The sequence below is a fragment of the Pseudomonas sp. 1912-s genome (genome assembly GCF_029269205.1).
Taxonomy (GTDB): domain Bacteria; phylum Pseudomonadota; class Gammaproteobacteria; order Pseudomonadales; family Pseudomonadaceae; genus Aquipseudomonas.
The window spans coordinates 62,550-76,311 of sequence record NZ_JARIXR010000001.1; the positions used below are offsets into that span (position 1 = coordinate 62,550).

The following is a 13,762-nucleotide window of genomic DNA, read 5'->3' on the forward strand; positions in this document are numbered from 1 at the left end:
GCTCACCTCTTGCTCTTGATGGCAGTGCCGAGCACTTGCAGGTAGGAAACCAGCGCGTCCATCTCGGTCTTGCCCTTGAGGGTGGCCACGGCGCCGGCGATGTCGTCGTCGGTGTACGGCACGCCCAGGGTGCGCATCACTTTGAGCTTGGTCTCAGTGTGGCTGCTGTCGACCGGGGCGGTGACCAGCCATGGATACGCCGGCATCTTCGATTCCGGCACCACGTTGCGCGGGTTGTACAAGTGCGCGCGGTGCCAGTCGTCCGAGTAGCGCGCGCCGACGCGGGCCAGGTCTGGCCCGGTGCGCTTGGAGCCCCACAGGAACGGGTGATCCCACACGCTTTCACCGGCGACCGAGTAGTGGCCGTAGCGCTCGGTTTCGGCGCGGAACGGGCGGATCATCTGCGAGTGGCACTGCACGCAGCCTTCGCGGATGTAGATGTCACGGCCTTCCAGTTGCAGCGCGGTGTAGGGCTTCATGCCTTCCACCGGCTTGTTGGTCACGTCCTGGAAGAACAGCGGCACGATCTGGGTCAGGCCGCCGATGCTCACGGCGAGCACCATCAGCAGCATCAGCAGGCCGACGTTCTTTTCAATGGTTTCGTGTTTCATCATCGACTCCTCAGGCCATCTGCGCGGCGTTGGCGACTTCGGCAGGCTGTGCCGAACGCACGGTGCGCCAAGTGTTGTAAGCCATCAGGAACATGCCGCTGAGGAAGATTGCCCCGCCCACCAGCCGCACGATGAAGCCCGGGTGGCTGGCCACCAGGGTTTCGACGAAGGAGTAGGTCAAGGTGCCGTCTTCGTTGACCGCACGCCACATCAGGCCCTGGGCGATGCCGTTGACCCACATCGAGGCGATGTAGAGTACGGTGCCGATGGTGGCCAGCCAGAAGTGCGCGTTGATCAGGCCGAGGCTGTACATCTGCTCGCGACCGAAGATTTTCGGGATCATGTGATACAGCGCGCCGATGGAAATCATCGCCACCCAGCCGAGGGCGCCGGCATGTACGTGGCCGATGGTCCAGTCGGTGTAGTGGGAGAGGGCGTTGACCGTCTTGATGGCCATCATCGGCCCTTCAAACGTCGACATGCCGTAGAACGCCAGGGACACCACCAGGAAGCGCAGGATCGGGTCGCTGCGCAACTTATGCCAGGCGCCCGAGAGCGTCATCATGCCGTTGATCATCCCGCCCCAGCTCGGTGCCAGCAGCACCAGGGACATCACCATGCCCAGGGACTGTGCCCAGTCCGGCAGCGCGGTGTAGTGCAAGTGGTGCGGGCCTGCCCAGATGTACAGGGTGATCAGTGCCCAGAAGTGCACGATGGACAGGCGATAGGAATACACCGGACGCTCGGCCTGTTTTGGCACGAAGTAGTACATCATCCCCAGGAAGCCGGCGGTAAGGAAAAAGCCTACCGCGTTGTGCCCGTACCACCACTGCACCATGGCATCCGTCGCACCGCCGTACAGCGAGTAGGACTTGGTCAGGCTGACCGGGATTTCCAGGTTGTTGACGATATGCAGGATGGCCACAGTGATGATGAACGCACCGAAGAACCAGTTACCGACGTAGATGTGCTTGGTGTTGCGCTTCATCACCGTGCCGAAGAACACGATGGCGTAGGCCACCCAGACGATGGTGATCAGGATATCGATCGGCCATTCCAGCTCGGCGTATTCCTTGGAGCTGGTGTAGCCCAGCGGCAAGGTGATCGCGGCCAGCACAATGACCAACTGCCAGCCCCAGAAGCAGAACTGGGCGATCTTTGGCGCAAACAGTTGCGTTTGGCAGGTGCGTTGCACCGAGTAGAAGGAGCTGGCAAACAGCGCGCAACCGCCAAAGGCGAAGATTACCGCGTTGGTGTGCAGCGGGCGCAAGCGGCCGAAACTGGTCCAGGGCAAATTGAAGTTGAGTTCGGGCCATACCAACTGGGCGGCGAGAAAAACCCCGAGCCCCATGCCGACGATGCCCCACACCACCGTCATAATGGCGAATTGGCGGACCACCTTGTAGTTATAGGCGGTACTTAAAGTAGTGTTCATGGTTCCCCATCCACGGTTCAACCCAAGCAAATGCGGCACTTGGGCTGGAGTTATAGGCAGACTAAAAAGCGAGGCAAGCATGGGCAAAGAGCACAAGGCCAGTATTGACGGGGATCAATGGGCGCAGTGTGTGCGGGAACGTGGCTGGTTGTGGGATGCCGCGACAGGGTCTATCGCGCGCGCGCCGGTGACGCTGATCCTGGCCCACGGTGCAGGTGCGCCGATGGACTCGGGCTTTATGAATGACATGGCTGCACGCCTTGCCGGGCATGGCGTGAACGTGTTGCGCTTCGAATTTCCCTACATGGCCCAGCGTCGTGTGGACGGCGGCAAACGTCCGCCCAATCCGGCCCCGAAATTGCTGGAATGCTGGCGCGAGGTGTATGCCGAGGTGCGACGTCATGTCGCTGGGAAACTGGCGGTTGGCGGCAAGTCGATGGGCGGGCGGATGGCCAGTCTATTGGCGGATGAATTGGGCGCAGATGCGCTGGTGTGCCTGGGTTATCCGTTCTATGCGGTGGGCAAGCCGGAGAAGCCACGAACCGAGCATCTGGCCGGGCTGAAGACGCCGACGTTGATTGTGCAGGGCGAGCGGGATGCACTGGGCAATCGGGCGGCGGTGGAGGGGTATGTGTTGTCGCCGGGCATCGAGGTGATGTGGCTGGTGGCGGGGGATCATGATTTGAAGCCGTTGAAGGCGTCGGGGTTTAGTCATGAGCAGCATCTGGAAGCTGCGGCGGTGAAGGTGGCCGGGTTTCTCGCGGGTCTTGAGTGAAACTGTGGCGAGGGAGCTTGCTCCCGCTGGAGTGCGCAGCGCTCCTGTTTTGGGGCCGCTACGCAGCCCAGCGGGAGCAAGCTCCCTCGCCACAATTGAATCTATTACCGGTTAAAGCGCTCTACCAGCGAATACTGGGTATTCGCCGTATGGGTCAGCTCTTCACTCAACTGTGCCGAGTTCAACGCCTGTTCCGATGTCTGATCCGCCAGCAACGCAATGGTACTGATGTTGCGGCTGATCTCCTCAGCCACCGAGCTTTGCTCTTCAGTCGCTGCAGCAATCTGCGCCGTCATGTCGGTAATGTGCGCCACCGCTTCACTGATCCCAATCAGTGCCTGGTCCGCTTCCATCACCCGCGCCACACCTTCCTCCGCCTGGCGATGCCCGGCATCCATGGTCTGTACGGCGGCATTGGCCGTCTGCTGCAGCTTGGCGATCAGCGCATGAATCTGTCCGGTGGACTCGCTGGTACGCTGGGCCAATTGCCGCACTTCGTCCGCCACCACCGCAAAGCCCCGGCCCATCTCACCGGCTCGGGCTGCTTCGATGGCCGCGTTCAGTGCCAACAGGTTGGTCTGGTCGGCGATGCCCTTGATCACATCCACCACGCCGCCGATCTCGTCGCTGTCCTTGGCCAGTTGGGTCACGGTCACGCCGGTTTCGCCGACGGCAACCGACAGGCGTTGAATCGCCTCGCGGGTTTCACCGGCGATATCACGGCCACGCCCGGTCAGGCGATTGGCTTCCTGGGTGGCATCGGCGGTGCGCTGTACATGGCTGGCGACTTCCTGGGTCGTCGCGGCCATCTGGTTGACGGCCGTGGCTACCTGTTCAGTCTCCACGCGCTGGCGCTCAAGACCGCTGGAACTGTTGTGCGCCAGGGTGTTGGACTGCGCTGCCTGGTCGTTGAGGTGCTCGGCGGTGTCCTGCAAGCGGGTCAGACACGTCTTCAGGCGCGCCTCCTGGCTGAGGATCGACATCTCCAGGCGCGCCTGGGCGCCGCGGCTGTCGGTGTACATCTGTGCGATCAACGGGTCGGACGTGGTCTGCTCGGCCAGGCGCAGCAAACGCTTGAGTCCGCGCTGTTGCCAGCTGAGGCCCAGCAGGCCGAGCGGCACCGAGAGCGCGGCGGCCAGGGCAAACCCCCAGTGGGAATTGAGCCAGACGCCAATCAGAAAGCTCAACTGGCTGACCAGGATAAACGGTAGCCAATCCTGCAACACCGGCAGCCACTTGTCGCGGCGCGGAATGGCCGGCTTGCCCTGGTTGATGCGCTGGTAAAGCGCTTCGGCACGGCGGATCTGCTCGGCGGTGGGCTTGACCCGCACCGACTCGTAGCCGATCACCTGGTTGCCGTCGAAGACCGGTGTCACATAGGCGTTGACCCAATAGTGATCACCGCTCTTGCAGCGGTTCTTGACGATGCCCATCCATGGCAAGCCTTGTTTGAGCGTGGACCACATGTGTGCGAACACTGCCGCCGGAACATCCGGATGACGAACCAGGTTGTGCGGAGCACGCAGCAGTTCGTCATGGGAAAACCCACTGATCTCGACGAAAGCGTCGTTGCAGTAGGTGATCACGCCTTTGGCATCCGTGGTGGAGATCAACCGTTGCTGAGCGGGGAAGGTACGTTCGCGCTGGGTAACGGGTTGGTTATTACGCATGAGTTTTCAATCCGCAAGGCTTTGATGGGTTGTCGGCAGGTTTCCGGAATTGTTGAAGGAAATTTCTCTAAATGTCCGGCGACAGTGTGCAAGCCTTTTGTGCGTCGTAATATTCCGGCCCGCGCGAAATACGAGCGAAAAGTCATAAAGAACCATCGCACGATTTGTAAAGCTGTATGTCTGAGTTCACAAGAAGTGAACCGTTGTGAATGGCAGGCCAGTTTTTACCTATCTGAATGCGGGTAGCTGCGCGGGTATAGATCCGGCTTTTCCTAGACAAAAATTACCATCCAGTGAAGAATGCACCCGTATTTCTGTAAGAAAAGTGACTTACTTTTATACATGTCCAGCATTTTCCCGGTGTGGTTTGTCTAGGGCCAGGAAGGCTCTATGTCGGCTCCTTCGAGCCCGCGACATTTGTGTTGGTGAGTTTTTGGCCTGATAAATGATGTGATATTTAGTAAAGGAGTACAGCGTGACACTCGTTCCAGTCATTATTTGTGGCGGTTCTGGCAGCCGTCTATGGCCTGTTTCACGTACTGCTCATCCCAAGCCGTTTATCGAATTGCCCGATGGTGGCAATTTGATTCGAAAAACATACAGTCGTGCCTTGGCGTTAAATGACGTAACTGAAGTATTGACGATCACAAACCGTGATCTCTATTTCAAAACCCTGGATGAATACGGCGCCACGGCTCCGAATTTCACCAACCTGGGTTTCGTCCTCGAGCCTTTTGGCCGCAACACCGCCGCCGCCGTTGCATTGGCGGCGCAGGAAGTGGCCCGAACTCACGGCCCCGACGCGATCATGCTGGTGCTGCCGGCGGACCACCTGATCGACAATCAGGCGGCGTTCACTGCCGCAGTCGAGTCCGCATCGCAGCTGGCCCGGGACGGCTGGTTGGTGACGTTTGGTGTGAAGCCCGAATACCCGGAAACGGGCTACGGCTACATTCAAAAAGATACCGGCGCGTCATTAGGCAAGGGCTTCAAGGTCAAGCGATTCGTCGAAAAACCAGATTTGGATACCGCGAAAGACTACCTGGCGTCCGGTGAGTATTACTGGAACTCCGGGATGTTCTGTTTCCGGGCGGGCACGCTTATTGAAGAAATGGCGCTCTGTGCACCGGACGTCGCCAGTGCCGTAGATCTGTGCCTCGCTGGCTCCGGTGTGATGCAAGGCAACAGCCATCGCAGCCTGCATCTGGAGCCGGAAAGCTTTGCCAAAGTCCCGGACATTTCCATCGATTTCGCACTGATGGAACGCTCCAGCAAAGTGGCGACCATACCTTGCGATATTGGCTGGAGTGACATTGGCTCCTGGAATGCCATGAGTGAACTCTCGCCAGCGGACGAGCAAGGCAACCGTATCGAAGGCGAAGCCATCCTTCATGCCTCCACCAACAACTACGTGCGCAGCCAGCGTCGCCTGGCCGCGTTGGTCGGGGTTGAAAACCTGATCATTGTCGATACGCCGGATGCTTTGCTGGTTGCCCACAAGGACCATGCGCAAGACATCAAGGTGATCACTGCACAGTTGAAGAAAAACGGCCATTGCTCCCACCTTGATCACACCACCGTGCAGCGTCCGTGGGGGGCTTACACCACCCTGGAAGAGGGGACGCGCTTCAAGATAAAGCGCATTGTGGTCAAACCTCAGGGTTCGTTGTCGCTGCAGATGCATCACCATCGCAGTGAGCACTGGATTGTGGTCAGTGGGATGGCGCGCGTGGTGAATAATGACCGTGAGTTCTTGCTGAATACCAACGAGTCGACGTTTATTCCTGCAGGGCATACCCACCGCCTGGAAAATCCCGGTGTGATCGACTTGGTGTTGATCGAAGTACAAAGCGGTGACTACCTGGGTGAAGACGACATTGTTCGTTTTGAAGATATCTATGGCAGGGTCGCTAACTGAGACTTGTCTCAAAACTGATCGATGGTCCGCTTCTTGCGCTTCGGTTCCTTGTGCAAGAAGGGATTGAGCGTGACAGTAGGTGTTGCAATAAGTCAGGCATCAGCCTGACTTTTTTTCAGGAGTCAGCGATGTTGGGGTTGTTTAGAAGTCTTTGGGATTATCGGGGCTTCGTCTGGTCGTCTATTCGCAATGAATTCGTAGCCCGTTTCGCCCGTAGTCGTCTGGGTGGGCTTTGGATGATTATTAACCCGCTGGCGCAAGTTGCGATTTATGCCCTGGTGCTGTCCAACGTGTTGGCTGCGAAGTTGCCGGGCATTGATAATAAGTATGCGTATGCCCTCTACCTGATGGCGGGCATTCTGGCGTGGAGCTTGTTCGCTGAAATCATCGGACGGTGCCTGACGCTGTTTATCGATCAGGGTAACTTGATGAAGAAAATGCGCTTTCCGCGAATTACCTTGCCGGTAATTGCGGTGGGGTCGTGTTTGCTTAATTACGGGTTGCTATTTGTTGCGTTGCTGGTGGTTTTTGCGCTGCTTGGTCAGTCTGTCAGCTTGCAGATTCTCTGGATTGTGCCGCTGACTGTTGTTATTACGGCGCTGGCAGTGGGCATTGGCCTGGTGTTAGGGGTGTTGAATGTATTTGTTCGCGATACCGGCCAGGTCGTACCGATAGTCCTGCAAGCCTGGTTCTGGTTTACGCCGATTGTTTATCCCGACAATATCATCCCCGAGGAATTCAAGGGCCTGATGGGTTTCAATCCGATGTACCCGATTGTGACTGCTTATCATGATGCGTTGGTGCATGCGCGAACGCCGAATCTCGATGGGCTGTTGGTGCCGGCGGTTATTGCGATTGTACTCATGTTGTTAGGCTTGATTATGTTCAGGCGTGCAGCGCCAGAAATGGTGGATGTGCTATGAACCTGTTAAGTGTCAGTCATCTGGGCAAAGCCTACAGAGTCTACGCCTCGGAGTTTCAACGTATCGGTCGCTGGTTTGGCTTGCCGATAAAACCCAGTGAAGAACATTGGGTAATGAAAGATGTAAGTTTTTCGATCCGTCCCGGCGAGTCGATCGGGATTGTGGGCCAAAATGGTGCCGGCAAGTCGACGTTGCTTAAAATGATTACGGGTACTCTGCAGCCCAGCGAAGGCAGCGTGCAGGTGAATGGTCGCATTGCCGCCATCCTGGAGTTGGGGATGGGTTTCACTCCTGAGTTGACTGGCCGCCAGAATGTCTTTCACTCTGCCGGCTTGATGGGCTTCAGCGTTGCCCAGATCGCTGAGGCGATGCCGGAAATCGAGGCCTTCGCCGAGATCGGCGAGTACTTTGATGAGCCTGTGCGAACCTATTCCAGCGGTATGCAAATGCGGGTCGCTTTTGCGGTGTCCACCGCGTTTCGACCTGATTTGTTAATCGTCGATGAGGCCCTTTCGGTCGGCGATAGCTATTTTCAAGCCAAGTGCTTCAAGCGAATCAAGCAATATCGGGAAGAGGGGATGACCCTGATTCTGGTGTCCCATAGTGCTGATGATATTGTTCGGCATTGCGAAAGGGCCATTCTGCTCAAGAACGGTCGTGTTGCGTTCGATGGCCCTTCCCGGGAGGTTACCAATCGCTATCTCGATGAGCTTTTTGGCAAGAAGAAAGGTGCAGGTCATGAAACGGAAGTCGCAAGTCCGGGCCTTGTTTCAGAAGACTTCTTGAACACCAACGATGTTTTTGCCACTCGCGCAGGTTACAACCCCGCTGAATATCGGTGGGGCCACGGTGGCGCTGCGATTCTGGATTATCTGGTCATTGTCGATGGTGAGCGCTTCCCCTCACGGATCGAGAGTAACTCAAATGGTGATTTTTACTTCAAGGTCAGGTTCGATGCCGATTTTGAAAGTGTCGTGCCTGGCTTTTTGATAAAAACGCTGGATGGTGTCTTCCTGTATGGCACGAACTCCTTTGTTTCAAGTCGCGGTCAATCTGCTATCTCGGTGAGGGCCGGCGATATCAGAATGTTCAGGTTCTCACTCCCGTTGAATTTGAACGCTGGAGATCATTTGGTCTCATTTGGTATTTCGTCGGGCAACCCGTTGATGGGGGATTTGCTGCCATTAGACCGGCGTTATGATTCGGTCATGCTGAAAATAAGCAGGGTCGTCCAGTTCTGGGGGCTCTCGGATATGCAGGCCACCTTCAATATCGAGTATCAGGACCCTTCGGAAGCCGAGGTCGTAGCGCATGATTGAGCAATTGGTAGCGGACTTGCCAGAGGTATACCAACCCATCTTTGGCCATTCTGATTTTTCAGATCATGCTTCGCGTCCGTGTGCTGATCGCCTTGACGTTATCGTGGGCATCCATGACGCGCTTCAGGCGCTTCTCGGTCGCCCGCTTAACGTGCTGGATTTGGGGTGCGCCCAAGGGTATTTCAGCCTGAATCTTGCCAGTCGTGGTGCGAAGGTTCGTGGGGTCGACTTTCTTGATAAGAACGTCGCGTTGTGTACTGCGCTTTCGGAAGAAAATCCACAACTGGACGCGGTATTTGAAGTCGGTCGTGTCGAAGACTTTATTGACCGGTTGGAGCCTGGGCAGTATGACTTGGTGTTGGGGCTGAGTGTTTTTCATCATGTGATTCACGAACGCGGCATTGATGAAGTCAAACGCCTTTTTCAGCGTACTGCCGGCATGTGCGGTGCCATGATTCTGGAAATCGCGCTGCAGGAAGGGAATCTCTATTGGGCTGCGTCGCAGCCGGAAGATCCCATGGTCCTGCTGGAGTCGGTTAGCTTTGTGCGTGAGATGGCTCGTTGCCAGACGCACCTCACCGAGGTGCAGCGGCCCCTGTATTTTGCGAGCAACGGATACTGGGTTGTCGCAGATAAGGCCGGCACCTTCGATGCATGGCGCAGCGATTCCCATGCGTTGGCGAAGAATACGCACGAGGGAACACGGCGTTACTTTTTCGGCCCGCAAGAAGTCATCAAGCATTACCGATTTGTCGGCTCTCGTGCGGACCACAACCGCATGGAGTTTCATCGTGAAAAGGTATTTTTGACCAGCGCCCCACCTGATTATCCGCTTGCCGAACCTGTTGCTATTTCAGAAAGTGAAACTGACGCTTGGGTTGTGATGCACAGGTTTCACGGCGATTTGTTGTTGGACGTGTTGAAAGAACCCTTGCTTGATCGAAAAGCAATTCTTCGAGACGTGTTGGAGCAGCTGGCCAAGCTGGAGTCGTTTGGCTTGTATCATAGTGACTTCAGATCGTGGAATGTCATCGTTACGCCGGACTCGGGGGCGCGGGTTATCGATTATGGCGCCATTTCACAGGACTTTAAGGACTGTGTATGGCCGAATAACATCTACCTCGCCTTTATGGTGTTCGCCCATGAGTTGGCCACGGGACACGTGACCGATCCGTCCCCCATCCGACAAATTACCATTGCGCCATTTAACTTGCCGCAGCCTTTCCGTAGCTGGGCATCCGGGTTGTGGGCCTTACCGGTTCAGCAATGGAGCTTCAGGCTGATGCTTGATCACCTTAACGAGCTGGGTGAAGACCCGGTTGATGGTGGTGCAGAGCGAACAGAAGACCTCTGGATGCAGGCGATTGAAGAGGCGATAGAGCAGCACAGCGGTTACATACGAAATTTGGATGGAAAATTTTCAGGGAATAGTTACGAAATGGAAGCGCAACTTGATAGCGTGCGAAACCGCTTGGAGCAAGTAGCCGGTATCGCGCTTGATGCACAGGGCGGTATGAATGGTTTTGAGCGGCGTGCGGTTTACAGTGAGGCCGTGGCCGAGCAACTGCGTCTACAGATTCAGGAAGCCGGGTTTAGAATTCAGTCAGCTGAGCGCCGTAGCCATGAGACTGAGGTCGCCTTACGTGAAAGCATCAATCGCGCGACCCAGGCAGAGCTCAAGCGTGTAGCGGCAGAGTCACTGAATGACGTATTGCGCGATCAGGCCAGGCAAGCGACCAGTGAGTTGTTGGAGCTCTATAAGGGGCACCAACAAACCAATCTTCAATTCGAAATTGAACAGCGGCGTCGAATCGAGCTGGAAAGTGAAGTACAAGGGCTTGAGCAGCGCGCTCGCAAGCTGGAAACTGACCGTAGCTTACTGCAGGCAGATGCTATCGGCGCCCATGCGCAAGTAGAGTACCTTGAAGGTCATCCCAAGCATTTGGGGGCGCAAATTGCGGCGTTGACCGAGCAACTTGTGGTTGCTGAAAATCACAGTCGAACGTTAAGTGATGAGCTGGGTTTGAATGTCGCACGTGTGCAGGAATTGGAGGCACAACTCCACGATGTTACGCAGCGTTTGGATGCGGCGCTGGCTCACACACATCACTGGTGGTTGAAGGCAGCAGCGCATGAGGAACAGGCGACTGCATTGCTGAAAAGCACCTCATGGAAAATAACCGGGCCTCTACGGCTGTGCGCGCGCGCGGCGGCGTGGTTAGTCATGTTGCCTGTCCGTGCGTTAAAGGCCGCGGTGCGTCCCATATTAATGGGGGCGTTGCGTTTTGTATTGCGCCGTCCAGCGCTTTACACGCGCCTGAAACGGACGATCAGTTCGTCCCCGCGTATTTTGGCCCGTCTTAAACAGTTCGCGATACATCGTGGACTTTTAACGGTTGGTCAGGCGAATGAGTCAGGGCCGGCTTTTGAAGATGCTCCAGTTTCATCTATAAATTATGATCAGGCAGGCGCTGTTGTTTTAAGTCCAAGGGCATCTCGTGTGTACTCTGATTTGAAAGAAGCTTTTGAGTTTAAGGGTACCAACTGATGCGTATAGTTATTGATCTTCAAGGTGCGCAGTCCGAGAGCCGTTTTCGAGGTATTGGTCGATATTCTCTTTCTCTGGCATTAGCTATTGCCAAAAATGCAGGCACCCATGAGATTTGGATTGCTTTGAATTCGAGGATGCCGGACAGCATTTTGGATATCCGCGCGGCGTTCTTTGGTTTGGTATCGAATGATCGAATTCGCGTGTTTGATGTGCCTTGTGACTTGAATCCGTCCCCCTGGATGGCGCGTGCATCCGAGATGATAAGGGAGGAGTTTCTTTCTTCTTTGGAGCCTGATGTTGTTTTGATCAGTAGCATTTTTGAGGGGCCGTGGGCTGGCGCAGTCACATCAATTGGGGCAATTGAGAAGCGATATAAAACTGCTGTTGTTTTGTATGACTTGATTCCGTTACTTAATAAGGATGTCTACCTGCCAACGCAGGCGCTTCAAGATTACTATTTTCGAAAAGTTAATTGGTTGAAGAAGTCTGATGTTCTCCTGGCGATCTCCAACTCGTCCCGTGAAGAGGCCGTCGAACATCTGGAGTTTTCGCCGAATAATGTGGCTAATATTTCGGCGGCTATTGGCAGTCAGTTTTGCCCTCGGATTTTTTCTCAAGGACGCGATACTGACTTGCTTCTCCGATTAGGAATAGAGAAGCGTTTTATTTTATTCGCGCCAGGGGGGTTCGATCCAAGGAAGAATTTTTCTCGTCTGCTCGAAGCCTATAGCAAACTCAAACCTGAGCTTCGTGAACAGTATCAAATTGTAATTGCAAGTAAATTGCATGATCAGCAGCGGCTGGAGTTGCATGATCTGGAGAGAAGGTTTGGTTTTAAAGCTAACGAATTAGTGTTGACCGGTTATGTCGAAGACGAAGATCTGATTGCTCTCTATTCTCTTACGACTCTGTTTGTTTTTCCGTCTACACATGAGGGTTTTGGCCTTCCTGTTTTGGAGGCGATGGCATGTGGAGCACCGGTCATCGGGTCGAATTGCAGCAGCGTACCTGAAGTGATTGGCCTAGAGGAGGCCCTGTTCGATCCATTCTCAGTGGCCGCGATATCTCAGAAAATGACCGAGGCCCTGGAGGATGAAAAATTCCGGGCCCGGCTGGTAGCTCAAGCGTCGACTCAGTGCGCTAAATTCTCTTGGGACGACTCTGCTCGCAAGGCAATTGCAGCTATTGAAACCATGCAAAATAAGAGTGAATTTACGCCGTACGAATATTCGCAGGCGAAGCTATTTAATGACCTGATGCGTGTAGCGGAATGTAACCCTACTGATGAAGAGCTTGTCAGAGTTTCAAAGAGTATTGCTTTCAATTTCTTGGGCAAAGAAAATCGTCAGTTATTGTTGGATGTTTCCAGTATTGTCCATAGCGACGCCAAGTCGGGTATACAACGGGTGGTTCGTAGCTTGCTCCAGGAGCTATTGGCCTCGCCTCCAGACTTGGTAAGCGTTAGGCCTGTTTACTTTGACGGTGGAAGTTATTATTACGCGGACGATTTTGTTGCCAGGATGTTTTCGGGTGCTGAAAATAGTGTCGATGCGTTAATTGATTATGCGCAAGGCGATATTTATCTGTCGCTGGATCTAAATATGCATCTGGCGGATGAACTCTATCCTGTTCATGTCGAGATGAAGCGACTCGGAGTTGAACTGAATTTTATCGTCTATGATTTACTTCTTGTGCAGCGGCCCGAATGTTGGCATGCGCCAAATCCTGAGCTTTTCAAGAATTGGCTTTCTAAAATAGTAATGGTTGCCAGCGGTCTGGTATGTATATCGGGGGCAGTTGCTAATGAACTTGAAGAGTGGGTGGCTACTGCTTCCTTGATTCGTGCTGATGGCGGCCCGCAGATAAAAAGCTTCCACCTGGGAGCCGATATACAAAGTAGCTTGCCGTCTGTTGGTCTGCCTTCCAGTGCACGAGATGTTCTCGCCAAGTTGCAAGAGCGCCCCAGTTTTTTAATGGTAAGCACAATAGAACCGCGTAAAGGTCACGCCCAGGCGCTTGCTGCTTTTGAGTTGCTGTGGGCAGAGGGTGTGGACGTTAACCTCGTTATCGTGGGCAAGAGAGGATGGCTGGTTGATAGACTTATCGAGGCGCTTGAGCGACATCCTGCGCGTAATGTCAGGCTTTTTTGGCTGGAAGGGATTAGTGATGAGTATTTGGAAAAAGTTTACGCTTCATCTACATGCCTGATCGCTGCGTCTGAGGGAGAAGGGTTCGGCCTGCCGTTAATCGAAGCTGCGCAGTATCATTTACCCATGATTATTCGTGATATTCCTGTTTTTCGTGAAGTTGCGGGAAATTGCGCATTTTATTTCAGCGGATTAGCGCCTCAAGATCTGGCCACTTCAGTAAGGCAGTGGCTTCGATTGTTCAATGTGGAAGAGCATCCGCAATCGGTGAAAATGCCTTGGTTGACTTGGCAGCAAAGCGCTCAGCAACTGAAGCGAGCCATATTTTAACGGTCCCGCTAACCGCTCTGCATGAATAACCCAGCGACCTTATGATGGTCAAAAAAAATCTAGATTAAAGACAGCTTGCTCAG

9 protein-coding genes are annotated in these 13,762 nt (G+C 54.7%); 6 read left to right on the forward strand and 3 right to left on the reverse strand.

Features of this window, described 5'->3' with window-relative positions:
- Window positions 1–2: 2 nt before the first annotated feature.
- Both ccoO and ccoN read right to left on the reverse strand, forming a co-directional pair.
- Window positions 3–611, reverse strand: a complete 609-nt coding sequence (ccoO, locus tag P3C29_RS00280) for a cytochrome-c oxidase, cbb3-type subunit II (RefSeq protein ID WP_010176375.1) — start codon at window positions 609–611, stop codon at window positions 3–5.
- 10 nt (window positions 612–621) lie between these two features.
- Window positions 622–2,046 (reverse strand): cytochrome-c oxidase, cbb3-type subunit I, encoded by a 1,425-nt coding sequence (gene ccoN / locus P3C29_RS00285; RefSeq protein WP_010176374.1) that lies wholly within the window; start codon window positions 2,044–2,046, stop codon window positions 622–624.
- Between the two features lie 79 nt (window positions 2,047–2,125).
- Between ccoN and P3C29_RS00290 the strand changes: the two genes are divergently transcribed.
- Entirely contained in the window at window positions 2,126–2,821 is a 696-nt protein-coding gene (locus P3C29_RS00290; RefSeq protein ID WP_201122229.1) for an alpha/beta family hydrolase, read from the forward strand.
- A 104-nt stretch (window positions 2,822–2,925) separates the two neighbouring features.
- Here P3C29_RS00290 and P3C29_RS00295 read toward each other — a convergent pair whose 3' ends face one another.
- The gene (locus P3C29_RS00295) at window positions 2,926–4,491 is read right to left on the reverse strand and encodes a PAS domain-containing methyl-accepting chemotaxis protein (protein WP_201122232.1); all 1,566 of its coding nucleotides are present in this window, start codon (window positions 4,489–4,491) and stop codon (window positions 2,926–2,928) included.
- A 475-nt stretch (window positions 4,492–4,966) separates the two neighbouring features.
- Here P3C29_RS00295 and P3C29_RS00300 point away from each other — a divergent pair, with 475 nt between their 5' ends.
- From P3C29_RS00300 to P3C29_RS00320, 5 genes are all read left to right on the forward strand, one after another.
- Window positions 4,967–6,409, forward strand: coding sequence for a mannose-1-phosphate guanylyltransferase/mannose-6-phosphate isomerase (locus P3C29_RS00300; RefSeq protein ID WP_275963668.1), 1,443 nt, complete (start codon window positions 4,967–4,969; stop codon window positions 6,407–6,409).
- A gap of 128 nt (window positions 6,410–6,537) precedes the next feature.
- Window positions 6,538–7,332: an ABC transporter permease gene (locus P3C29_RS00305; protein ID WP_201122262.1), complete on the forward strand. Its 795-nt coding sequence runs from the start codon at window positions 6,538–6,540 to the stop codon at window positions 7,330–7,332.
- Window positions 7,329–8,651: an ABC transporter ATP-binding protein gene (locus P3C29_RS00310; protein ID WP_275963669.1), complete on the forward strand. Its 1,323-nt coding sequence runs from the start codon at window positions 7,329–7,331 to the stop codon at window positions 8,649–8,651. Before P3C29_RS00305 ends, P3C29_RS00310 begins: the two co-directional genes overlap by 4 nt.
- A complete protein-coding gene (locus P3C29_RS00315; protein WP_275963670.1) occupies window positions 8,644–11,199 on the forward strand; it encodes a methyltransferase domain-containing protein in 2,556 nt (851 codons plus the stop codon). Before P3C29_RS00310 ends, P3C29_RS00315 begins: the two co-directional genes overlap by 8 nt.
- Window positions 11,199–13,679, forward strand: coding sequence for a glycosyltransferase family 1 protein (locus P3C29_RS00320; RefSeq protein WP_275963671.1), 2,481 nt, complete (start codon window positions 11,199–11,201; stop codon window positions 13,677–13,679). Before P3C29_RS00315 ends, P3C29_RS00320 begins: the two co-directional genes overlap by 1 nt.
- The last annotated feature ends 83 nt before the right edge of the window (window positions 13,680–13,762 follow it).